This window comes from Chryseobacterium sp. B21-037, from assembly GCF_028570785.1.
GTDB lineage: Bacteria > Bacteroidota > Bacteroidia > Flavobacteriales > Weeksellaceae > Chryseobacterium > Chryseobacterium proteolyticum.
The window spans coordinates 2,499,500-2,522,691 of sequence record NZ_JALGCB010000001.1 but is presented as its reverse complement, the minus strand read 5'-3'; the positions used below and the strand labels follow the sequence as shown (position 1 = coordinate 2,522,691).

27 protein-coding genes and 1 pseudogene are annotated in these 23,192 nt (G+C 35.4%); 15 read left to right on the top strand and 13 right to left on the bottom strand.

The annotated features are described in order from the left end of the window. The first annotated feature begins 10 nt into the window (after positions 1 to 10). On the top strand, positions 11 to 679 hold the full coding sequence (locus MTQ00_RS11115; protein WP_273649043.1) for a porin family protein: 669 nt from the start codon (positions 11 to 13) through the stop codon (positions 677 to 679). Positions 680 to 747: 68 nt separating this feature from the next. On the opposite strand, the gene MTQ00_RS11110 is transcribed toward MTQ00_RS11115, so the two are convergent. From MTQ00_RS11110 to MTQ00_RS11100, 3 genes are all read right to left on the bottom strand, one after another. Next, complete coding sequence (locus MTQ00_RS11110; protein WP_273649041.1) at positions 748 to 2,058, bottom strand: ABC transporter permease; 1,311 nt, start codon at positions 2,056 to 2,058, stop codon at positions 748 to 750. 4 nt (positions 2,059 to 2,062) lie between these two features. Then, positions 2,063 to 2,974, bottom strand: coding sequence for an ABC transporter ATP-binding protein (locus MTQ00_RS11105; RefSeq protein ID WP_273649040.1), 912 nt, complete (start codon positions 2,972 to 2,974; stop codon positions 2,063 to 2,065). Positions 2,975 to 3,080: 106 nt separating this feature from the next. Further along, the gene (locus MTQ00_RS11100) at positions 3,081 to 3,431 is read right to left on the bottom strand and encodes a T9SS type A sorting domain-containing protein (protein ID WP_172279965.1); all 351 of its coding nucleotides are present in this window, start codon (positions 3,429 to 3,431) and stop codon (positions 3,081 to 3,083) included. Between the two features lie 120 nt (positions 3,432 to 3,551). On the opposite strand from MTQ00_RS11100, the gene hemB reads away from it, so the two are divergent. Further along, positions 3,552 to 4,541 (top strand): porphobilinogen synthase, encoded by a 990-nt coding sequence (hemB, locus tag MTQ00_RS11095; RefSeq protein ID WP_172279963.1) that lies wholly within the window; start codon positions 3,552 to 3,554, stop codon positions 4,539 to 4,541. A gap of 49 nt (positions 4,542 to 4,590) precedes the next feature. On the opposite strand, the gene MTQ00_RS11090 is transcribed toward hemB, so the two are convergent. The 3 genes from MTQ00_RS11090 to MTQ00_RS11080 form a co-directional block, all read right to left on the bottom strand. Further along, a complete protein-coding gene (locus MTQ00_RS11090) occupies positions 4,591 to 4,773 on the bottom strand; it encodes a bacteriocin (protein ID WP_172279961.1) in 183 nt (60 codons plus the stop codon). Between the two features lie 45 nt (positions 4,774 to 4,818). Beyond that, complete coding sequence (locus MTQ00_RS11085; RefSeq protein WP_273649037.1) at positions 4,819 to 5,547, bottom strand: hypothetical protein; 729 nt, start codon at positions 5,545 to 5,547, stop codon at positions 4,819 to 4,821. A gap of 64 nt (positions 5,548 to 5,611) precedes the next feature. Further along, positions 5,612 to 5,905, bottom strand: a complete 294-nt coding sequence (locus tag MTQ00_RS11080) for a TM2 domain-containing protein (RefSeq protein ID WP_273649035.1) — start codon at positions 5,903 to 5,905, stop codon at positions 5,612 to 5,614. A gap of 104 nt (positions 5,906 to 6,009) precedes the next feature. Here MTQ00_RS11080 and lptB point away from each other — a divergent pair. Next, positions 6,010 to 6,735 (top strand): annotated as a pseudogene (gene lptB / locus MTQ00_RS11075) (LPS export ABC transporter ATP-binding protein); the annotation flags it as partial. Positions 6,736 to 7,074: 339 nt separating this feature from the next. Here lptB and MTQ00_RS11070 read toward each other — a convergent pair. The 3 genes from MTQ00_RS11070 to MTQ00_RS11060 are packed head-to-tail and all read right to left on the bottom strand — an operon-like array spanning position 7,075 to position 8,720. Continuing rightward, positions 7,075 to 7,515: an Rrf2 family transcriptional regulator gene (locus MTQ00_RS11070; RefSeq protein ID WP_273649031.1), complete on the bottom strand. Its 441-nt coding sequence runs from the start codon at positions 7,513 to 7,515 to the stop codon at positions 7,075 to 7,077. Positions 7,516 to 7,521: 6 nt separating this feature from the next. After that, a complete protein-coding gene (locus tag MTQ00_RS11065) occupies positions 7,522 to 8,592 on the bottom strand; it encodes a globin domain-containing protein (RefSeq protein ID WP_273649029.1) in 1,071 nt (356 codons plus the stop codon). Then, the gene (locus MTQ00_RS11060) at positions 8,589 to 8,720 is read right to left on the bottom strand and encodes a globin domain-containing protein (RefSeq protein WP_273649027.1); all 132 of its coding nucleotides are present in this window, start codon (positions 8,718 to 8,720) and stop codon (positions 8,589 to 8,591) included. The genes MTQ00_RS11065 and MTQ00_RS11060 overlap by 4 nt, the downstream gene beginning before the upstream one ends. A gap of 306 nt (positions 8,721 to 9,026) precedes the next feature. On the opposite strand from MTQ00_RS11060, the gene MTQ00_RS11055 reads away from it, so the two are divergent. Continuing rightward, positions 9,027 to 10,106 carry a baeRF3 domain-containing protein gene (locus MTQ00_RS11055; protein WP_273649025.1) on the top strand — a complete coding sequence of 360 codons (1,080 nt, stop codon included), beginning with the start codon at positions 9,027 to 9,029 and terminating at the stop codon, positions 10,104 to 10,106. Between the two features lie 180 nt (positions 10,107 to 10,286). After that, a complete protein-coding gene (locus MTQ00_RS11050; RefSeq protein WP_273651058.1) occupies positions 10,287 to 12,014 on the top strand; it encodes an ABC transporter ATP-binding protein in 1,728 nt (575 codons plus the stop codon). A gap of 60 nt (positions 12,015 to 12,074) precedes the next feature. Here MTQ00_RS11050 and MTQ00_RS11045 read toward each other — a convergent pair whose 3' ends face one another. Both MTQ00_RS11045 and MTQ00_RS11040 read right to left on the bottom strand, forming a co-directional pair. Next, complete coding sequence (locus MTQ00_RS11045; RefSeq protein ID WP_273649023.1) at positions 12,075 to 12,536, bottom strand: carboxymuconolactone decarboxylase family protein; 462 nt, start codon at positions 12,534 to 12,536, stop codon at positions 12,075 to 12,077. A 76-nt stretch (positions 12,537 to 12,612) separates the two neighbouring features. Then, positions 12,613 to 13,182, bottom strand: coding sequence for a Crp/Fnr family transcriptional regulator (locus MTQ00_RS11040; RefSeq protein WP_273649021.1), 570 nt, complete (start codon positions 13,180 to 13,182; stop codon positions 12,613 to 12,615). A gap of 100 nt (positions 13,183 to 13,282) precedes the next feature. On the opposite strand from MTQ00_RS11040, the gene MTQ00_RS11035 reads away from it, so the two are divergent. Genes MTQ00_RS11035 through MTQ00_RS11025 form a run of 3 tightly spaced genes read left to right on the top strand, consistent with a single transcriptional unit; the run spans position 13,283 to position 15,350 of the window. Continuing rightward, positions 13,283 to 14,236, top strand: coding sequence for a helix-turn-helix transcriptional regulator (locus MTQ00_RS11035; protein WP_273649019.1), 954 nt, complete (start codon positions 13,283 to 13,285; stop codon positions 14,234 to 14,236). A 14-nt stretch (positions 14,237 to 14,250) separates the two neighbouring features. Then, positions 14,251 to 15,153 carry a linear amide C-N hydrolase gene (locus tag MTQ00_RS11030; RefSeq protein WP_273649018.1) on the top strand — a complete coding sequence of 301 codons (903 nt, stop codon included), beginning with the start codon at positions 14,251 to 14,253 and terminating at the stop codon, positions 15,151 to 15,153. A gap of 5 nt (positions 15,154 to 15,158) precedes the next feature. After that, entirely contained in the window at positions 15,159 to 15,350 is a 192-nt protein-coding gene (locus tag MTQ00_RS11025; protein WP_273649016.1) for a hypothetical protein, read from the top strand. Between the two features lie 85 nt (positions 15,351 to 15,435). Here MTQ00_RS11025 and MTQ00_RS11020 read toward each other — a convergent pair whose 3' ends face one another. Further along, positions 15,436 to 15,927, bottom strand: a complete 492-nt coding sequence (locus tag MTQ00_RS11020) for a DinB family protein (RefSeq protein ID WP_273649015.1) — start codon at positions 15,925 to 15,927, stop codon at positions 15,436 to 15,438. Between the two features lie 169 nt (positions 15,928 to 16,096). On the opposite strand from MTQ00_RS11020, the gene MTQ00_RS11015 reads away from it, so the two are divergent. The 5 genes from MTQ00_RS11015 (at position 16,097) to MTQ00_RS10995 (ending at position 20,499) form a co-directional block, all read left to right on the top strand. Beyond that, a complete protein-coding gene (locus MTQ00_RS11015) occupies positions 16,097 to 16,681 on the top strand; it encodes a hypothetical protein (protein WP_273649013.1) in 585 nt (194 codons plus the stop codon). A 113-nt stretch (positions 16,682 to 16,794) separates the two neighbouring features. After that, entirely contained in the window at positions 16,795 to 17,364 is a 570-nt protein-coding gene (locus MTQ00_RS11010) for a cob(I)yrinic acid a,c-diamide adenosyltransferase (RefSeq protein ID WP_273649011.1), read from the top strand. Further along, positions 17,354 to 18,001, top strand: a complete 648-nt coding sequence (locus MTQ00_RS11005) for a thiamine diphosphokinase (RefSeq protein ID WP_273649010.1) — start codon at positions 17,354 to 17,356, stop codon at positions 17,999 to 18,001. The genes MTQ00_RS11010 and MTQ00_RS11005 overlap by 11 nt, the downstream gene beginning before the upstream one ends. A 103-nt stretch (positions 18,002 to 18,104) precedes the next feature. Beyond that, a complete protein-coding gene (locus tag MTQ00_RS11000) occupies positions 18,105 to 18,977 on the top strand; it encodes a tyrosine-protein phosphatase (protein WP_273649008.1) in 873 nt (290 codons plus the stop codon). 130 nt (positions 18,978 to 19,107) lie between these two features. After that, complete coding sequence (locus tag MTQ00_RS10995) at positions 19,108 to 20,499, top strand: arginine decarboxylase (protein ID WP_172279933.1); 1,392 nt, start codon at positions 19,108 to 19,110, stop codon at positions 20,497 to 20,499. 55 nt (positions 20,500 to 20,554) lie between these two features. On the opposite strand, the gene MTQ00_RS10990 is transcribed toward MTQ00_RS10995, so the two are convergent. After that, a complete protein-coding gene (locus MTQ00_RS10990; protein ID WP_172279931.1) occupies positions 20,555 to 21,217 on the bottom strand; it encodes an HAD family hydrolase in 663 nt (220 codons plus the stop codon). A 183-nt stretch (positions 21,218 to 21,400) separates the two neighbouring features. Between MTQ00_RS10990 and speB the strand changes: the two genes are divergently transcribed. Together speB and MTQ00_RS10980 are read left to right on the top strand one after the other, a co-directional pair. Beyond that, entirely contained in the window at positions 21,401 to 22,255 is an 855-nt protein-coding gene (gene speB / locus MTQ00_RS10985) for an agmatinase (protein WP_172279929.1), read from the top strand. Positions 22,256 to 22,323: 68 nt separating this feature from the next. After that, the gene (locus MTQ00_RS10980; protein ID WP_273649006.1) at positions 22,324 to 23,181 is read left to right on the top strand and encodes a bifunctional helix-turn-helix domain-containing protein/methylated-DNA--[protein]-cysteine S-methyltransferase; all 858 of its coding nucleotides are present in this window, start codon (positions 22,324 to 22,326) and stop codon (positions 23,179 to 23,181) included. Positions 23,182 to 23,192: the final 11 nt, after the last annotated feature.

The window sequence follows — 23,192 nt, the reverse complement described above, 5'->3', positions numbered from 1 at the left end:
ACAAAACAATATGAAAAAACTTTTATTAGCCTCTGCCCTGGCTTTCTCTACCTTGTCTTTTGCTCAGATTAATTTCAGCGGGACAAGATTCGGTATCACGGCAGGAGGAAACTATTCCCGGGTGCAAAATGCGCACAACCCTTCCGGTCCCCGATACGCAGTACAGGCAGGAGCCTTAGCTTTGATTCCTGTTGGAAAGGGAAACCAATTCTATATCCAACCTGAAGTTTTGTACTACGGTGCAGGGGAAACAGGAAAAGATAAAGATGTTAAAGGAAGAGACGGATATGATGCGGTATATGCCAATAATTATCTAAGTGTACCTATCTATTTCAAAGGATATTTTTCAGAGGCAGAATCTGAATTTTTTGGAATGATAGGCCCTCGATTTAATTTTTTGCTAAATCAAAATGTTAAAAATGTTCCTGTAAGCAGACCATACTATGATCCGGATGTAACAGATCCAAAAAATCCGGGAGTAAGTGGCAAAGCAAACAGTTTTAATTTTGGACTGGGTGTAGGAGTAGGATATAGCTATAAGAGACAACTCGAACTAGCTTTAAAATACGATTTTGGATTTTCAAATACCTATCCTGATCTGGGAAAAGAACCTGGCGGAACTAGCAAAAGTAAGTCTGAACAAGTTCTTAGTGTAAGCTTAAGTTACATATTCAACTAAGACAACACTTAAAATAAAAAAATAACCCCGGAACCATTTTCCGGGGTTATTTTTTTGACTATATAGAATTAATTTCTAATCCATTTCCAAAGCTCCTTAAGGGTTGCTTTATTTCCATACATTAAAATACCGACTCTATAGATTTTACCGGCTAAAAAGATCATAAAAAATGTTGTCACTACTAACAGTGTTATTGACAGTGCGATTTGCCATGCAGGAACTCCAAAAGGAATCCTGGCAATCATAGCGACAGGAGACGTGAAAGGAATCATGGATAGCCAGAATCCCAACGGACCGTCAGGGTTATTCATTAATGAAAAGCTGCCATACATCCCCAAAGTTAATGGCAATATAGCAAATAAGGTAAACTGCTGTGTTTCTGTCTCATTGTCCACGGCAGAACCAATGGCAGCATATACAGAGCTGTAAAAGATATATCCAAGAAGGAAGAAAACAATAAATACAAAAATAATCAAAGGGAAATTAAGTTCAAGCAGACTATGGGAAACCTGTGTAGCGATTTGTGTTACATCCAGTTTACTTGCCATTCCTTCGCTTCTTCCGGGAATGTTTTTCTGAATAGATGAAAAGCCGGTATTCAATACCAGGGCTCCGATAACGGACATGGTAATCCAGATAATAAACTGAGTTAAAGCTACCATCGTTACTCCCAAAATTTTTCCCATCATAAGCTCAAACGGCTTTACGGAAGAAATAATGATTTCCACCACTCTGTTATTCTTTTCCTCAAGTACACTTCTCATCACCCGTACTCCATAGATAATAATGAACATGAAAGTTACATACATCAAAACCATACTTAGTCCGGATTTTACCCCGAAAGTAAGGTCAGAATCCTCTTTATTATCTTCAGAAACATTAATCGTTTTTAAAGAGAAGCTTTTATCAAGATTATTGAGCTGGGTTTCTGCAATACCCAATTCTTTGATTTTTTCCTTTTTAATGACATTTGAAATATCTGAAACGATACGTTGCTTAGTATCAAAACCTATTTTGCTGTTGATGACAAGCCTTGTGTTTTTTTCAAGATCATCAAAATTATGATTATTCAGTTCAGGTAGAATAAGGATTCCATCCAAAGATTCATTTCCTTTTAATGTACTGATTTTCGATTTTTCTTCTGCAACAGGAACAAAAATATAATTGAGTTTGGAATCTGATGGTAGCTGATCCTTGAATAAGCCACTTCGGTCTACTACTTCAATGACGTTATGTGATTCATTGGCTTTAAACATCAGTCCAATAATTGCTCCAAAAGCAATGATCATAAGAGGAGCAAGTAAAGTTAATATAATGAAGGATTTCTTCTTGACCTGTGTAAGGAATTCCCTTTTGGTTATTAAAAAAATATTATTCATAAAATTAAGAATGATGGCCTACAGCGTTAATAAATACTTCATTCATGCTCGGAATTCTTTCGTCAAATGATCTGACTTTTCCCACATGTACCAAATCTAAAAGGATGTTGTTCTGATCACTTTCGTTTTTCAGATCAAAAGAAATAAGATCATTTTCATTTGAGAAATTAAACACCTCATATTTCTGTTTGAATGTCTCAAAATTTGAATCATTTACAGCCGAAAGGGTAATACCGAAGATGTTCTTTTTGAATTTTTCCCTAACGTCGAAAACTCTGCCATCCAAAACTTTTTTCGAATTGTCGATTAGTGCTACATAGTCGCACATCTCTTCTACACTTTCCATTCTGTGGGTTGAAAGAATGATGGTAGTTCCATTATTTTTAAGATCAATAATCTGATCCTTTATTAAATTTGCATTTACGGGGTCAAAACCTGAAAAGGGCTCATCGAGAATAAGTAAATGTGGTCTGTGTAATACCGTAACTACAAACTGGATTTTTTGTGCCATCCCTTTCGAAAGCTCGGAAAGCTTTTTCTTCCACCACTGATCAATATTAAGTTTTTCAAACCATTTCTTTGCTTCACTGAGAGCATCATTTTTGCTCATTCCTTTTAGTTCTGCGAAGTAAAGAATCTGATCTCCTACACTCATATTTTTATACAAACCTCTTTCTTCAGGCATGTAACCGATATTTTTGATGTGATCGGGATTTAACTTCTCTCCATTGATGAATATAGTTCCGGAGTCTGCCTGGGTAATTTGATTGATGATACGGATAAATGATGTTTTTCCCGCTCCATTTGGGCCTAAAAGACCATAGATGCTCCCTTTTGGGACATGTATGCTAAAATCATCCAATGCGGTTTTTTTTCCGGCATTGTAGGTTTTAGTAATATGTTCAGCTTTTAGCATTAAATTGTTTTTTTACTATTAGTATAAAAATGTCCCGAAAGTTACGGAATAATTAAAAGGACTACTAACGTAAAAGAAAAAATCCTGATGATTATCAGGATTTAATTTATTGTTTTACGATCTGGGTAACTTTTTGAGTGTTGTCACTTAAAATGTAACGGATCAAATATTTACCGGGTTTTAATTTTTCAATATTAATTTCTCCCGAATTCATATTAACCGCATAAGTAGCAACCTGTGTACCAAGAATAGAATAGAATGTAACATTTTTAACCTTCAAAGAAGGGTCTTTTGCTCGAATAATGAGGAAATCTTTCGCAGGATTAGGGTAAGCAATAAAAACTCCATCATCAGATTTTTGTGAGATGGAACCAGGCTCCCTGAGTTGTGCATTTAGATTGCTGGAAAATCCAACAAAAGTGCCTGCGAAAAGAAATAAAAGTAAAAGTTTTTTCATCAAAATATAATTTCTCAAGTATTTATAAAACAAAAATATAAAAAATCTACCACTCTCCAACATATTTTTTCATTTAACTTGTAGTAAATTTGCATAAACTTATTCAAAAAGTATTCCAAAATGATACATTCAAGAAACAGAAGGCTACGAGTAAATGAATCAATGAGAAGTTTGGTAAGGGAAAATGTACTTACAACTCATGATTTCGTAATGCCTATCTTCGTAATGGAGGGTGAAAACAAGCAGGAACCAATTGCATCAATGCCGGGAATATTCAGGCGGAGTATCGATCTTACAGTTAAAGAGTGTAAAGAACTGTTTTCTTTGGGGGTAAAATCTGTCAACCTGTATATGAAGGTGTCAGATCATTTAAAAGATAATACGGGAAAAGAAGCTTGGAACAAAAACGGATTAATGCAGAACACCATTAAAGCCATAAAAGATGCTCTTCCCGAAATGATCGTTATGCCTGATGTAGCGCTGGATCCTTATTCTATTTATGGACATGACGGAATAATCGAAAACGGAAAAATTGTAAATGATGCAACTGTAGATGCACTGGCAAGAATGTCTGTATCTCATGCAGAAGCCGGGGCAGACATTGTCGCACCAAGTGATATGATGGATGGCAGAGTATTAGGGATTCGTGAAGCCTTAGAAGAAAGTGGATTTACAGATGTAGGAATTTTAAGTTATTCCGCAAAATACGCAAGTTCTTTTTATGGACCTTTCAGAAGTGCTCTGGATAGTGCTCCAAAAGATAATATGGAAATTCCAAAAGATAAAAAGACTTATCAGATGGATTTTCATAATTCCAGGGAAGCTTTAAATGAAGTATTTAAAGATATTGATGAAGGAGCGGATATCATTATGATTAAACCGGGGCTTCCTTATCTTGATATTGTTTCTAAAGTTCGTGAAGCAATTGATCTTCCGATTGCTGTGTACAATGTAAGTGGAGAATATGCAATGGTAAAAGCGGCTGCCCAAAACGGCTGGCTAGATAATGATAAAACGATCATTGAGAGCTTAACATGTTTTAAAAGAGCTGGTGCAGATATGATCTTCACTTATTTTGCAAAGGAAGCAGCAATGCTTTTAAATAAATAGTTTTAAAACAGATAAATAAAAAACACCTCTATATAGAGGTGTTTTTTATTTATCCGAAACAGGCATTGTAATGAGGTTTTCCCGGAACTATAGGGTCTTTACCTCCATTGTCATAAACGCAGATATTACTTGGGCATAAAAACCAACCTGATGGGCAGTTGCCATTTGCATCGGGTGGTCTTATATTTCCACCGTTGATGGTTTTTAGATTTTTTTTCGTTAATTTTTTCATGATAATATTTATTTTTTTAGATAAACTAAATATAGTTAAAATTTATCACATTATATTGAAATCTTTACCTTTTGTAAATTTAGCAGCAAAGGGAGCCTGGTTACCCATATATTTTAGAACAAAATGTTTCTTAGTATCCGTATCTAACTTTGATTCCACTTCAACGTCCTGCGTTTGAAAGCTTACATCCAGAACAGTTGAAGATTCTTTTTCTAAATAAATCTCAACGCTTTCGGCATAAAATAAAGAAGTACTCAAATAATTAAACTTGATATTTTTTCTGTACGTCTTTGTTTTATCCTGGGTAAATGCTGAATAGTTTTTTAAAATTTCAATTCCCGGAGAATCAATGTTGGTGATTCTTGATTTTGTTACTCCATTGACACGGACAGAAAAGTTTTTAGCATTTTTTATATTTCCGTTAACTCCGATATTAAAAAGAGAAGGCAGCGAAAGGCCGTATTCGATCATGCTGTCTTTGGTAAATTCAAAATCAGGAATCAGAGCAGGATGTTTCGGAGCATTAATCAACTGGTTTTTTATTGTAGTCAGATTCTCTCCTGAAAAGAGATACCCAATAAGATTATTGCTGGTTGTTCTCCAGTTTCTGCCATTCCATTCAAAAATTTCACAAAGTAAGGTGTCTGTGGATGAATGGGGAAGGAGATCCATATCCTGCCATTTAAAAACTTCCTTAGCATAAGGTCTACGGTCAACCAGGTTGATTCCTAAATCTAATGCAAGGAGTTCTGTTAATTCTTTGTTATTTTCCATAAAAATTAATTTGCTGTTGGTTCAGTAAATGTATCAAATTCGTTAGAATATCTGATGCCTGGATTTACAGCCAGCCTTTTTTACCATATACATAAGTGTCATCAAACTGTTTGTCACTCATAAACAGGTACAATATACCTTCAATGAAAGGAATGATAGAAGCTGCCCCAAAAGTAACAAGGTTTAAAACAATCTGAATAATACCTTCTTTAGTATAGCCAAGATAAAATTTATTCAGGGCAAGCCATCCTACAAGTATACCTAGTATTGCAGCAGGGATCTTTTTTTCAGAGCGATAAGGTACATGGGCCTGCTGATCCCGGGTATTTTCTGTTTTTGTATAACCGTAATTTTCCATTTTAGTATTTTTTATGATAAAGTGAATTGTTTTTAACATAAGTCGAAGAAAAATATGAGTAGTTACAAAATCATAACTTAAAACAAATTTATATCTTTGCGACTATGATTTTACGAGGAGAAAACTTAATCAAAGAATACGGTCCAAAAAAAGTTGTAAAAGGCGTTTCTGTACAAGTCCAGCAGGGAGAAATTGTTGGTTTGCTAGGTCCTAACGGAGCAGGTAAAACCACTTCATTTTATATGATCGTGGGATTGGTTAAGCCGACATCCGGTAAAATTTTCCTGGATAAACAGGAAATAACAACTGATGCGATGTATCGCAGAGCACAAAAAGGAATTGGTTATCTTGCTCAGGAGGCCTCTGTCTTCAGAAAACTTTCTGTTGAGGAAAATATTATGGGAGTTTTACAGCTTACCAATCTCTCCAAGCGTGAACAGCAAATCAAATGTGATGAGCTGATCGAAGAATTTTCATTGCAGCATGTTCGTAAAAACAGAGGAGATCTTCTTTCCGGAGGAGAAAGACGTAGGACTGAAATTGCGCGCTGTCTTGCTACCAGCCCGAACTTTATCCTTCTGGATGAACCTTTTGCAGGGGTAGACCCGATTGCAGTAGAAGATATACAGAAAATTGTAAGAAGTCTTGTCGATAAAAATATCGGAATTTTAATCACCGACCATAATGTTCAGCAGACTCTCGCTATTACTAATAAAACATACATCATGTTTGAAGGCAGGATCCTGAAAGAAGGTCTTCCGGAGGACCTGGCAAATGATCCGCAAGTAAGGGAAGCTTATCTGGGTGAAAATTTTGTGTATCAGAGTATCCTGGATAAGCCTAAAAAGAAGAAATACGCATACAATATCTGGGCAGGGAATTTTGATTCGAAATCACAGCTTCAAAGTTTTGTTGATAATCAGTTTTCAGAATTTGATGATTTAAGGTTGATGTATGGATTTGAGGATATTAGTTTTGCATCGTTGGCAAATTCAGAGATAGAACACATCTTCAATGATGTGGTTGATAAAAATGCAAATAATTCATTTGTATTCCAGCGCAAAGAAATTACCTCCCAATATTCTCTGGAACAGGCGGAAGCGGAATCAAAAGAAGCAAGTAAACCCGAGCTTCATTACCTTACAACATATCTTTACGAAGGTTAAGTTTTAATTACTGGTATGCTGGCTCGCAAAAATGATATCCCAATTATTAAAAACAAGGTCGGATAAATAATGCTTGTTCATACTATCGATAAATGCCTGATAGGCGATGTCTAAAAATGATTTTAACTGACAGTTATAAGATATAAATATGCAAGATTTACTTTGGCAGTTGATAATCGGACTATCATCCTGTTCAAGGAGGTGAATAAGATCACCAAGCCCTGTCGTACGGGCCTTATCAGAAATAATGATTCCACCATTTTTTCCTCTTTTGGTAATAACAAATCCTTTCTGAGATAAAAACTGAACCACTTTAATAAGGTGATTGCGAAGAATATTCAACTTTTCTGATAATTCGTCCAATGAGCAGGACTGAGCCTTATCTTTTTTATTTAAATAGATTAAAACGCGCAAACTATAATCAGTAAAGTGGTTCAATTTCATTAATTGCTAATTTAAATGAAGGAACTGAGGTCCGAATTCTTCGTAAAAAATATTTTCTCCGGCAATTCCTAACTGCATCAAAGAATTGTACTGCACTTTAATAAATGCTTCGGGACCACAAATATAATACTTTGCATTGTCAATAAGAATTTCTTCTTTCACTTCATGGAGGTTAATTCTTCCTTCATGTATTGCCTGGTCATCTTCTTTATTTTTATTTTCATAAAAGATGTGGGTGGTGAGCCATTCATTATTTTGTTCTAAATAGTCAATATGATCTTTGAAGGAATGAACTGTTTGATCCCGGCAACTATGCAACCATACAACAGGGTTACGATTGTTGTTTTCATTTGTTTCCAGCATACTTAAAAGAGGGGTAACTCCAATCCCTCCACTTATAAGCACTAAAGGATATTCCGATAAAGGATTAATGTGAAAGATTCCTGCAGGTGCGCTCACTTCTATTTCATCTCCTGCTAACTTAGCATGCATGATATGGGATACAATACCATCCGGATTAAATTGATTTTTCTCTTTTTTTACAGATATCCTGTAATATTTAGGAGTGAAGGCCGATGATAGACTATATTGTCTTGGTTGCTCATATCCCAGTGATGGAATATATGTTTTTACAGATATGAATTGACCGGGAAAGTATTCTGCAATTGGCTGCCCATCTTTAGGCTTAAGATAAAAGGATTTAACCTCCATGCTTTCCTCTACGATTTTACTGATGATGAATGTTCTCCAACCTTTCCATCCCCCATTTTTGTTTAGGTTAGAACAATATATTTCGTCTTCGATAGAAATCATTATTTGGGCAAGTTCATGATAGGCTTGCGTCCAAGCTTCCAATAATTCGTCAGTAGCCGCTTTTCCTAAAACTTCTTTTATCGATGAGATCAGATGAAGTCCTACAATATTATATTGTTCCGGTTTTATATTAAGGCTGACGTGCTTATTGCCTATAGATCTTAAAATATTAATTAGTAAAGTTGGATTTTCAATATGTTCAGCATAGGCAAGCACTGCTCCGGCTAGTGCGTGTTGTTGCTTGCCACTTGCCTGATGACTCATGTTAAAAGATTTTTGAGCTCTGGATTATGGTTGAACATTCTGTTGTAAAAATATTGAGTGAGATCTGCACCGTTTGATTTTAAAACCGCAACGGTTGACTTTACTAAGGCTTTTTGTTTATTATTCATCTTGTCGTTTTTTAATGATAAAACAAATGTACTATAAATATTTAATTGTTATATTTTAAATACAACAATTAAAATATGATATTTTACATACCTAGGAGAAAGGGTGGAAATTTTTTAAAGTACATTATTACTCTCCAAGAAAGAATGATAGCTAATTTTTAATATAGAATAAATTTTAAATTGATATTTTTCGTATTTTATATAAAAAGCACTTTTAAATTGTTTTAAAGGCCTGGTTTTTGTATTTAATTGTGTTAAAATGATAAAATAAATCATTAAATTTCATTATTAATAAAAAATACAAATATGTCATTACAAGAAAAATTACAAAAACTAGCCAATGAAAGAAATGAACCTTGTGTAAGTATTTCATTAAATACCCACAGAACATTTCCTGAAAACCAACAAGACGAAATCATTTTAAAAAACCTCATCAAAGAAGCAGAAAACCGTGTTATTGATGAGTACGGAAAAAGACCTGCCGCAGGAGTTTTGGAAAAGCTGGATCATATTGCAGGGAAAATTGACCATCAGTACAATCTGGATAGTTTGCATATTTTTTTGTCGAACGACACAGAAGAAATTATAAAATCTACATGGGCTTCAAGAGGAAATGTAACAGAAGTGGAGGAGAAGTTTGCTGTAAGGCCTCTGATCAAGGCTGCAGTAAGAGCTCAGGAATATCTCATCTTAGTTTTAACGCAAAGCGGTACCAAGCTGTACGAAGCATTAAATGATTCTATTGTCGGGGAAGTCCGAGAGGAAGGGTTTCCATTTCCCCAGAATCCCTTTTATATTACCCATTCAGATGTGAGAAGCGATTCCAAACAGGTAGATAATCAGATCAAAGAATATTTTAACAGGGTTGATAAATCCATTGTTGAAATTTACAAAAAATCAAATTTAAACGTAGTTGTTATTAGTACTGCGGATAATTATAGTAAACTTCTTGAAGTTGCTGACATTCCTAAGATCTATATTGGCCATGATAATAAAAATTATGTATCTGCTGATGAGCATCACATTGTAGAGCAGGCTTATGAAATTATTAAGGCTAAACAAAAAGAAAGTCGTGCATTGGCTATTGAGGAAGTTAAAGAGGCGGTGTCTCATGGAACGGTTCTTACGGATCTTCAGGAAATTTACCAGGCCGCTTTGGACGGAAGGGGTGATCTGCTGATCGTACATCAGGATTATGAACAGCCGGTAAAAATGATTGATGAACGTACATTTGAGTACGTTGACGATTCTAAAGAACAGGGAGTTGTTGATGATATTGTTTCCATGATCGCATGGGAAGTATTTTCGAAGAAAGGACGTGTTCACTTTACCCAGCAGGATGAGCTTTTAGAACTAGGAAAGATCGTTTTGAAAACCCGATATTAAAGAGAAATTTTTATAGCAAAAGAATGAGCCGGCTTTTATGCTGGCTTTTTTTATAGATTGTTTTAAAAAAGCTTTAATTTTACTAAAGATCTTATAATAATGGCGAAACCTTTTAATAGAACAGTTACTTTATTTGGAATATATAAACAGCTTATTCCATTTATAAGGCCTTATCGTTTGATGATTTACGGAACTTTATTCCTGACGTTTTTAGGAGCTCTTGCAGCCCAGGTCAATCCTTTGGTTTTGAAGTATACTGTTGACGAGGTAACCCTACTAACACATCTTCCACATCCTATGTCGGAAGGAATTCATGTGTTGGTAGTGATTTCCATAATATTACTGGGAAAAGAACTGTTGAATATTTTTATCAATTTCGGACAGAAATTCTATGGGGAAAAGATCCGGATCAATGTAAGTTCTGTTCTGGCTCAGTCAGCTATTGATAAAATACTGACGTACCGGGTTGCATATTTTAATGATGAAAACCACGAATCAGGAAAATTGCAGATCAGGATCGATCGTGGGATTGAAAGTCTCACTAAGCTTGTTCAGAATTTTTTCATAGATATTTTGCCTCTCTTTTCCAATGCGATCATTGCTTTGATCATCATGTATATGCAAAATGTATATGTTGGCATGGTATCCACCATAATTGTTCCTATTTATTTTTATATAAGTTCATTACAGGCTAAAAAGCTGGGTGGGGTTCGCAGGCAGCTGAGAAACCAGCGTGAGCAAAAGACTTCGGGCCTTCTGAACCTGATCAATTCGATTATGGTGATTAAAAGTTTTGTCCGTGAAAAATTCGAGGGTAAAAAGCAGTATGATCTTCAGATGCAATTAATGGAGAGCCAGATGTTCACCAGAAAAACAAATTTTATTTATGATGGGCTTAAGACTTTTATAGAACAGTTTGGGGTTGTACTCATCATTTTGCTCACCGTTTATCTTGTTCTGGACCAGCAGATGACAATTGGTGCAATTATGCTTCATATTATGCTCTTCAATAATGTTTCATCCCCGATACGCCAACTTCATCGTATTTATGATGATATGAATGATGCAATGATTTATGCTGAAGGTTACTTTGATATTTTAAATGCTGACGATGAAAAAGAACCAAACGGGACATTTGTAGAAAGGGAAATTAAGGGAACATTTGAACTTAAAAATATAGACTTTACCTATCCAAACGGAACGAAAGCTTTACATGATGTTTCTATGAAAATTGAAAATGGAAAGACAACGGCTTTGGTAGGATTAAGTGGTGCCGGTAAATCCACAATTATCAATCTTTTGTGTAAATTTTACCTTCCGGATTCAGGAGATATTCTACTTGATAATGTCAATTTAAATGATTTTGATAACACATTTTTAAGAAATGATATAGGTCTTGTACTTCAAAGAAATCATATTTTTCAGGGAAGTATAGAAGATAATATCCGGTATGGAAATATGAATGCCAGTTTTGATGAAATCCGGGAAGCTGCAAAAAAAGCATACCTCCATGAACAGATCCAGGATCTACCGGATCAGTATAACCACGATGCTACCCAGCTTTCAGGGGGACAACAACAAAGAATTGCTATTGCGAGATTATTCCTTAAGAATCCGCCAATTATTTTTCTCGATGAGCCTACTGCAAGCCTGGACGCTATTGCAACCGAACAGATCAAAAACTCTTTAGATGCCATTAAAGAAGGAAGAACAGTAATCATTATTTCACATTCTTTGTCTCAGATTCTGGATTCTGATAAAATCTATGTTATGAAAAAGGGAAGAGTGGTTGAAAGTGGAACTCACAATGAACTGGTTCAGGAAAACGGGACTTACCGTGAAATTTTTGAAGCATCTGCCAGAAGTCTGAATCTTGATAAATTGATGAATTCTTTTAAACAGGATTAATATAATAAAAAATGAAACCTGTACAAGAAATACAGGTTTCATTCTATTTGTAAAACTTTTTTAGTTCTTTTGAGGAACCTGATAAGTGCCTACTTCAGCTCCGAAGGCAATATTTATCCTATTGTAGCTGTTGATCGCGATAATAGCCATGGTAAGATCCACCATTTCTGTTTCAGAAAAATGGTTGCTTACTTCCTGGTATAGGTCATCCGCAATTTCTTTTCCGTTCAGTTCGGTAAGTTTTTCCGCCCATAAGAGACCTGCCTTTTCCTTTTCTGTGTAGAATGGGCATTCTCTCCAGGCACTTACCAAAAATATTCGCTGCTCGGTTTCACCCTTTGCCCTTAATTGTTTCGAATGCATATCCAGGCAAAAAGCACAGCCATTCATCTGTGAAACACGAAAATAAAGAAGTTCCAGAAAAGCATTGTCAAGAGATGAGTTTTCTACATGATATCCCATGGTGTGAAGTGCATTTACAGATTTATTTCCCATAGCAAATGCGTTGATTCTTTGTGACATAATTTTGTTTTTTTGATTAATTATGTGACAAATGTAGATTGCAATTAATTCAGATTTTTTTACAAATGATAAAAAATCATTTTTGCGCACGGATCCTGCTTAGTGAAACCTGGGTAATGCCAATATAGTCCGCAAGGTCTCCCAGGCTGATACGCTGGATAAGTTCCGGCTTTTGTTTCAGAAAATTATGATATCTCCTCTTGCCATCATCTTCCAGCATTTCACTTATTCTACCCATCATGTTAACAGGTGCTTTTGAATATAGCTTACTGAAAAGGGTTTCTGCAGAATGGTATTTTTTACATAAGTCGTCGACAACAGATTTGCGAATGGAGTATACTTCCACAGGCTCTAGTGCTACAAACATATATTTGGATGGTTTACCAGTAAGAAATCCGCTCAATTCCGTAAAAAAAGAATTTTCAGCAAAAAAAGTCATGATAAAATCTTTATCCCCATTATCAAAGAACAATTTTACCAGTCCTTTTTGCAGGAAATAAAAATGTTTACAGGTTTCATCAGATTTTAATAAAAAATCTCCTTTTCTGTAATTTTTTAATTCTAACTTTGAAATCAGTTCATCAATGACAGCCTGTTCAGGATTCGAAATCCTTTCAATAGTCTGGATGAAATTGGTGTAGCTCATTAGTAATAATATGTGATTCTTGGATATCTAAATATAGCTAAAATTGTTGGTTTTACTATATCTGGAATTATTGTATAAAAGTTTAGAGTGACCGGATAAAATGAATGACCATTATCTTAAAAAGCTTGACAGGGTAACAGCAATTCTTACTCAACTGCAATCCAAACCTTTGGTAAGGGCTCAGGATCTGGCAGAGAAGTTCGAAGTAAGCATCAGAACGATCTATCGGGATGTAAAAACACTTGAAAATGCGGGGATTCCGATTGTCGGAGAAGCGGGTAGCGGATATTCCTTAATGGACGGATATAAACTTCCTCCTGTCATGTTTACAAAAGAAGAAGTTTTGAGCTTTATTACAGCCGAAAAGCTGATGCAAAAGTTTTCTCACGAGAGTTTGGGCTCTCATTACCGGACGGCTATGGAAAAAGTGCGTTCAGTGCTGAGGCATTCCGATAAAAATTTAATACAGACAGTAGAAAAGCAGGTTGATGTTTTTAATTACCATGCTCAATCAACGGATTCTGTTAAAAATGTGATCCCCCTGATCCTTGAAAGTATTGCAGAAAAAATGCAACTTTCCATAGAATACAGAAGTATGGATTCAAAGGTATCTAACCGGATTGTAGAAGCGGTAGGTTTATTTTTTGAATTTAATTATTGGTACATTATGGCTTTTTGTACGTTAAGACAGGATTTCAGACAATTCAGGGTAGACCGGATTCTTCAGGTTTCCAAAACCAGTATTCCTTTTTCAAAAGAGTATGGTGGAATTAATGATTATAGGAAAAATTCCGGTAATGATGTTACCAAAGTAAAATTGCTGGTAGATAAGAAAATAATGGGGCATCTCGTTAATTCTAAAAGATACTATGGTTTAATAGACGAAACTGAAACCGATGAAGGAGTTGTGATGACCTTTGAAACGGAGTGGATCAAAGAGGGATTTCCAAGATGGCTGATTACATTTGCGGATTACGCTGTAGTTTTGGAACCAGAAACACTCAAAACAAAAATTGGTGAGCTGATCACAAATATTTCTACGAAATTACAATAACCAACTGATTAATTATGAAATTTATATTGATGCGTTCTATGCTGCTCCTGGCTCTTCTTCATTACGGGATTTCTTCCGCCTGCTCAGCATTTTTATTAAAGGGTAATGATTATTGTGTAATCGGATTCAATGAGAATTGGAAAACAATGCCGGGGATGATCGTCGTCAATAAACGTGGGATTGCCAAAAGAAATATAAGCTGGGAAAATCTTACCTCCCGACATCTGAATGCTGAAAAGGAATGGCAATCATTATATGGTTCTATAACCTTTAATCTTCTAGGCTATGATTTCCCTTGTTACGGTGTAAATGAAAAAGGTCTTTTTCTGGTTGAACTTTCTCTGGAGGAAACCACAAAAGTTTTTAATCCCACACAGCCTAATATGTTTTGGGCACAATGGATTCAATACCAGTTGGATAATTATAAATCTGTTCAGGAAGTGATAGATCATTTGAATGGCGGTCCTAATATTGATTGGTGGCCTAGTGCTGGAGGAAGCCACTTCTTCGTTACTGATGCTAAAGGAAATACAGCAACTATAGCTTTGCTAAATGGAAAGTATAAGGTGCTTACAGGAAAGGATATGCCTATGCCTCTTCTATGCAATAATCAGTATAAGAAAGATATTGAACGGGTTCAGAGGTTTGATTTTTTAGGAGGTAATGAAAAATTTGATCTTGGTCAGCAAAATAAATGGGAAGACAGATATAGTAAAGCTTACTATATGCTTTATAGTTATAAGTATGATAAAAAGCCTGTAGAATATGCCTGGAATGTTCTTAATTCTGTATATGCGGGAGAATGGCAGACCGTTATTGATGTCAAGAAGATGAATCTTTATTTCCGGTCCGACCTTAAGAAAGAGTTAAAACAATTGATATTACTCAACTCGATTTTTCAAAACAGGCCTCTATAAAATATTTGAATATTCATACAGATAAGCTGGGTAAAGTAAATGATGACTTTGAGGTGCTTACTTTAAATAAAAATAATGAGTATGTTGCCAAGGGATTTCCTATAGGATATGATAACAAAGAATTTGGAGCCTCAAGTGCCTTCGCCCAGTTAAAAGAGAACATTATTACTTTCTTTAAAAATATTTTGCCGGGTTAAAAAACAAAAGCTTTCAGAGAATCTGAAAGCTTTTGCATTCACTAAATTTAATAATTTGATAGAAGAAAAATATTTTTAAACAGAATTAAAATCTCTCCCAGAAAAACGGAGGTTCAATTCCTAATGATCTTAGATAGACATAACCTTGTCCACGGTGATGGATTTCATTATCGATGAAATATAGGATATTCTGATATACCGGAAATTCATATTGGCCAAACAGATTGAACGTTTCCTGCATACGCTCTTCAGAAATCTGATTAAAATAATGGTTGATTACTTCTGTTTCTTCGTCCCATTTTTTCAGTATTTCTTCTTTTGTTTTAGGGTTGAATCCCTCTTCGTTATAAGCCTCCATGTTTTTTTCATTGATTCCCTTTAATGCCGGTCCTGCAATGCTGATAAGCTCAACTGCCAGTTTAGCAAATGGTCTCATACCTGCTATAGAAAATTCGAATAATTCTTTTTCAGGAAACGCTTCAATTACTCTTCTTGTCAGATTTCTGTGTCCTTGCCAGTGCTCTAATAATTGGTCTGATGTCATAAACTGTTTTGTTGCTGTTGCTGTAGTTGCCATAATATTTTTGTTTAATTTGTTATTGTTGATACAAAGATAAGAGCAGGTTATGACAACAGTTTGTCAGTAGGATTTGGCACATTGAAAATATTTTTTTCTCCTAAAATATCATTGCGTTTTTTACGTTTAAAAGAGAGATGTACCGGGTATTATTTATAATTTCAGAGAAATGAAGAAGCTAATTTTAGGAATTACAAGTGCTTTGTCACTACTATCGTGTAATAAAATCAGTGATAAAATAGATCAGACTGTACAGGAAACAACCGAAACAGTAAAGCAAAGGACCCAGCAGGCAGTGGAAGAGAGGGTGAAAAAGACCGTGAATGAGTCCATCAAGTCCCTGACAAATTCTGAAGATGTTCAATTTAATCAGGTTTTTCCTGGTTCAGGGAAAGCTGTTGTATCCGATGAAAACGGGAAAAAGTTTGTATTTCCAAATGGCACTACAGGATATATTTTTAAGTATAAAGCAGACAAAAAAGATATCATTCCATTTCTGGAGTCTCAACCTACAACGGATGAAACCCGGTCCGATAAGGCAGCCCGAAGGGTAGACGGACAAAATATAGTAGATAAAATAAGTTTTATTGAAAAGTTCCTGCCTGAAAATACAATTGATAAAAGCATTTTAGAAGATATAAAGAATGACAATGGTATCGAGTATTATAAATTAAAGCGGTTTCCCAATAAAAGTACCATTATTTATAATTCTAAAAACAAGACAGTGTTGCAATATGTTGAGGTAGATAAATAATTTGAAGATGGCTGGTTTTTACCGGTCATTTTTTATTAGCAGAATTACAAAACAAGATAAGAAACAAACCCGTAAGTATTGTAAAGCTAATTTTAAAAAAGTAATTTAGTCGTATGAAAATTTATACAAAAACAGGAGATAAAGGACAAACCGCTCTTTACGGAGGAACAAGAGTTTCCAAGGCCAGCGCCAGAGTAGAAAGTTATGGTAATATCGATGAGTTGAATTCTTTTATTGGCATTGCAAAAAGTCATATTGAAGATGTTGAGGTTTTAAAGCAATTGAAGAAAATTCAGTTTGATTTATTTACTGTGGGCTCTGAAGCAGCAACTCCGGTTGATAAATTAATGCTTGCCAATGGAAAATCCAGGCTTCCGTTGATTATTTCAGAAAATGAGATTGAAGAATTAGAGCATTGGATGGATGATTTTGATACCCAGCTGGATCCTCTTCAATATTTTATACTTCCCGGTGGCGGAAAATCTGCGACATTTCTTCATGCAGCAAGAACAATCTGCAGAAGGGCAGAACGTTCTCTGGTTTTCCTGAATGAAGCTGAAGAGGTTCGTCCTGAATTAATTAAATATCTCAACAGGCTTTCAGATTATCTTTTTGTTCTTGCCCGGTATATTTCAAAACTAAATAACGAACCGGAAGAATACTGGAATCCGAATGAAAGATAAAGTATTACTTTTTATTAACGGAGAACCTCCCATGTCCTTTCCTGACCTATCCGGATATGATTTAATTGCATGTACGGATGGAGCTTTTCATTACTTAAAAGAGAAAAGATTTCCTTTAGATAAATTGGACTTCATTTCCGGTGATTTTGATTCACACACAGGATCCGATGAAGAGGTATATCAGGAAAAATTTATTCTCACCCTGGATCAGGATAAAACAGACTTTCATAAAGCTCTGGAAATTATCTTGGATAAGGGGTTTCGCGCTATAGATGTTTTTGGGGCCAGTGGTGGAGAGCAGGACCATTTCTTAGGAAACCTTACGGTTGCTTATACCTTTAAAGACAGATTGGAGATAAAATTTTATGATGAATTTTCTGAATATTATTTTATTCCTAAAGATTTTACAGTGCAAAAGGTGAAGAATAGAATGATTTCTTTATATCCTTTCCCTATTGTGGAAAATATAACGACAAAAGGATTGAACTGGCCTCTTACAAATGGTAGCTTAAGCATTACTTCAAGGATCGGAACCCGAAATTTTGCTGTTGAAGATGAAGTATCCGTTCACTATGAATCCGGCGATTTGTTGTTTTTTGTAGGACGCGATGATATAGAATATCCACCAATATATTAAGCTGATGTTTGTTTTTAGAACGATAAGCTGAATACCTTTGAAATTGAGTATTCGGAGAAACTTTTGTATCTTGTATCGACATCGACTTAATTTTTCTAGAATATTGAAGAAATTACTTAAAATACTATTCCTTTTTATTGTGCTATTCTGTGCTTTTTCCTGTAAAATACAGAACTTCTCTGCACCCGAGTATGGAAAAAGCCAGGCTGAAAATGCAGGAGTGAAAAAAGTACATAATTTCCGGACATTGGAAGAAATGAAAAATGTTGACGGGAGAACATTACGAAAAGGTGTTTTTTACAGGAGCGGGCATCTTAATAAGCTGAAGAAAAAATCATTTGACACGATTAAAAAACTGGGAATAGCGGAAGTGATAGATCTCAGAAATGAAAAAGAAATCGGTCTGAAGCCTGATCATCTACCTGCTCAGCTTAGCTATAAAAAATACTCAGCATTTGAAGATCAGGGAGACCAGCTATCACAAGCAAGGAAGCTGGTTTTAAAGGGAAAGGTAAATTCTGCCGATGCTGATAAAAGAATGGTTGATTTTTATCGTGAATATGTAACCGAAAATCCGGCAACAATCAAAAAGATTATTAGTGAAATTTTGGATTCAGATCAACCTGTTTTATATCACTGCACGGCAGGGAAAGACAGGACAGGTATTATTACAGCTCTTATTCTGACCATTTTAAAGTTTGATAAAGCAACAATTTATAATGATTATCTGATGTCTAACAACTACAGGGAAGATATGGTTATGAAGCGATTAAAGCTGGCTGGAAACCTGCATTTTCTATATCCTAAAATGGATATCAAAGTATTGGAAAAGCTCAGCTGGGTAGAGAGGAATTATCTGGATTCTGCATTTAATGAAATTGATAAGAAATACGGCTCTGTAGATGTATATATTCAACAAGTGTTGGAGATTTCTGATGATAAAAGACAATTCTATATTCGTAAGTTTACATATTAATAAACGGTGAATTAGCGGGTGCTGATTTCGATAGAGCCTTTCATGAAGATCAAATAAAATTATAATAATTTTAACATCAAAAAATCAAACTTTTTTAGCAATTTTGCATTCTTAATTCACTTGCTAAAAAATGAAAATAAAATACTCGGAACTTATTGATCAGACGTTATATTTTCCAACAGAAGAATTTAACGTTTCTGAAAACAATTTGTTGTTTCACGATATTCCTTTGATGGATGTTGTTGAAAAGTTTGGAACTCCTTTAAAGGTTAGTTACCTCCCGAAGATTTCTCAGAATATTCAGAAAGCAAAAGGCTGGTTCAAGGAGGCTTTTGAGAAAATCGAATATAAGAAAAATTACAGATATTGTTACTGTACGAAATCCAGTCATTTTAATTTTGTTATTGAAGAAGCTCTGAAGAATGATATTTCTATTGAAACATCTTCCGCTTATGATATGGATATTGTAAGGTCTCTTTACAAAAAAGGTAAAGTAGATAAAAATATTGAAGTAATCTGTAATGGATTCAAAACAGATGATTATCTGGCAAAAATTTCGGAGATGATTAATAATGGTTTTGAAAATATTACTCCGATCCTTGATAATTACAGGGAACTAGACAAACTTACAGAGAGTATCGATACTACTTTTGATATAGGGATCAGAATTGCTTCCGAGGAAGAACCGAAATTCGAATTTTATACATCCAGATTAGGAATAGGATATAAAGACATTATTCCTTATTACAGTCAGAAAATTGCTGAACACCCGAATGCGCGATTGAAAATGCTTCACTTTTTCATCAATACAGGGATCAAAGATACTGCGTATTACTGGAATGAATTATATAAATGTCTTCGTGTATATGCACGTTTGAAGAAAATTGCTCCGGAGGTGGATTCTTTGAACATCGGAGGAGGTTTCCCGATTAAGACTTCTTTGAACTTTGATTACGATTACCAGTATATGGTTGAAGAGATCGTTTCCCAGATTAAAAAATTCTGTGAAGAAGAGGGAGTAGAGGAACCGAATATTTATACTGAATTTGGAAGTTTCACGGTAGGAGAAAGTGGAGCTAACCTCTATAAAATTATTTCGCAAAAACGTCAGAACGACAGAGAGAAGTGGAACATGATCGATTCTTCATTCATGACGACACTTCCTGATACATGGGCGATTTCAAGACACTTTATCATGCTTCCTCTGAATCGTTGGGAAGATACTTATGAAAGAGTATTTCTGGGAGGCTTAACGTGTGATTCGGATGATTATTATAATTCCGAACAGCATACCAATGCAATCTACCTGCCTGTTTTCAGTGATACAAAACCTTTATATATTGGTTTCTTCCATACAGGAGCTTATCAGGAAACGATTGGAGGATACGGAGGAGTGCATCATTGCTTAATGCCTCAGCCAAGACATATTCTGATTCAGAAAGATGAAAACGGAGAGTTTCAATATGAAATATTCCGTGAAAGACAGGAGCCGGAAGATGTTTTAAAACTTTTGGGATACTAGCGCTCCTCTCAGAGACGGATCAATATAAAAAAAGGTTCTCGATCGAGAACCTTTTTTATTTAAAATAATCTGAGATTTTATCTAATTCCAGTTCAGTATAATCTGAGATGGTAATGTTAGCCAGGGAATAATCCTGATTATGGGAATGTTCACTTTTATAGGCGGCACAGAAAATTTTAGCATTATGAGCGGCCAGAATTCCATTGGTAGAATCTTCAATTACCAGGCAGTTTTCTATCGGCTGTTCAGCCAGCTGGGCTGCCAAAAGAAAAACTTCAGGATGAGGTTTTGATTCTTTTAACTCAGCACCACTGATTTTCCCGTTGAAATATTTTTCAAGTCCGAATTTTTCAAAAACCATATTGATGGTTACCATGCTTGCGGAAGAGGCCACAATGAGCTGAATATTATTTTCATAGTAATGTTCTATCAGTTTTCTCACCCCGGGAATAAGGTCAAAATCGGCATCATTATAGAAGTAATCTTTAAAATAATCCCTTTTTATATTGGTCAACTCCTGATAAGTATGGTTAAGCCCGAATATCTGAATTAATGTTTCGCAGACTTTTTTGGTGGAAGCTCCGGTAAATGAAGTGTAAAGTTCTTCAGATACCTGAATTTTAAGATCTTCGAACATCTTGAAGTAAGCTTTTCTATGCAAAGGTTCTGTATCTACAATTACCCCATCCATATCAAAAAGCACCGCTTTTAAGGACATATTTGATTTTTTTTGCAAAGGTAGTGAATTTTAGAGGAGATGGAAGAAGTTAGAATTTTATAGAGGCTGTGAGTTTGTTGATACCTTCAAAAACTTCCCTTCTCTTGCTTCCGGCTTCCAACTTCTTTGTATCTTTGCTGGAAGTATTTCAAATTTTAAATCATTTAATTTTTAAATAAAAACATGAAAACATACGCGGGAATTCCTGAAGAAAATGCGTCATTAGAAAACTCAAAAGTAATGTTGGTTACCGTTCCTTACGACGGAACCTCAACATGGGGTAAAGGAGCGGATAAAGGTCCTGAATTATTCCTTAATGCTTCTGAAAACATGGAGCTTTATGACATAGAGACAGGAACCGAGCCTTACCTTGATGGTGTTTATCTTGCCGGAGAAGTATCTGAAAATGCTACACCTGAAGCGATGACCGAGGCCGTTTATCAAAAAACAAAAGAGCTTTTGCAGAATGAAGGAAAGTTGTTTACCCTTTTTGGTGGTGAACACTCTGTTTCTATTGGTTCGATCCGTGCAGTAGGTGAGAAATATGATAATTTAACAGTATTACAACTGGATGCTCACACGGATTTACGTCCTGAATTCCATGGTTCTACCTCCAATCATGCATGTGCTGTTTTTGAAGCTAATCAGAAGCACAACCTGGTTCAGGTGGGTATCCGTTCAATGGATGTTGAAGAATACCAGTATTTACCTGAAGGAAGAGTATTTTTTGCACATGAAATTGCTGTCAATGATAACTGGATCAATGATGTTTTAGAAAAAGTTTCCGGAAATGTATATATTACAATCGATTTGGATGCTTTTGACCCATCTATCTGTCCATCTACCGGAACACCAGAACCCGGAGGTCTGCAATGGTATCCAACGTTGGAATTATTAAGAAAAGTATTTGAAAAATGTAATGTTGTAGCTTTTGATATTGTGGAATTGATGGATTCTCCGATGGCTAAGCCAAGCGCATTCCTTGCCGCTAAACTATATTACAAAATGTTAGCTTATTATCACATCAGCCAGGATTAAAATTCCACAAGAATCGGATTTTTTCTGCGGGATTTTCTTTGGAAATTTGTGAGATAAAATACAAAGATATGTCTACACAAAGTCAAATAGATTACAACAGAATCGCTAAAGCGATAGAGTATATCCAAAGTAATTTTAAACTTCAGCCGAGTCTGGAAGAAGTAGCAGAAAAAGTGCATCTTAGTCCTACCCATTTCCAAAAAATCTTTACAGATTGGGCAGGAACAAGTCCGAAAAAATTTTTACAGTTCATCAGTATAGAACATGCCAAAAATCTTTTGAAAGAAGAGAAATTGAGCGTATTTGATGCTGCTTATGAGACCGGGCTTTCCAGTACAAGCAGGCTTCATGATTTATTTGTAAAAATAGAAGGAATGTCTCCGGCTGAGTTTAAAAATGGCGGAAAAAGCCTGAGAATTAACCATAGTTTTTCAGAAAGTCCATTTGGAAACATTCTGGTAGCTTCTACCGAAAAAGGAATTTGCCATCTGGCCTTTGAAAATAATCAAGAAATGGCATTAGGAAATCTGAAAGCCCAGTTTCCTAATGCTTCTTTTTATGAGAAGCAGGATCAGTTTCAAAAAGATGCCTTGTCTATTTTCGGTAAAGACTGGAACAAGTTAAATACCGTAAAACTTCACCTTAAGGGCACTGATTTTCAGTTAAAAGTCTGGGAAAGCCTTCTGACAATTCCTATGGGAAAACTGTCTACTTATGGTAATCTGGCCGGGAAAATAGGCAATCCTAAAGCTTCCAGAGCAGTAGGAACAGCTATTGGAAGCAATCCTGTAGCCTTTCTTATTCCTTGTCACAGGGTCATTCAATCATCAGGAAACATGGGCGGTTACCGTTGGGGAAAGGATCGGAAGCAGCTCATTATTGGTTGGGAAAGTTCACGCACTTCCAATGCAATAGATTCAATCTAGAAATCAAAGGA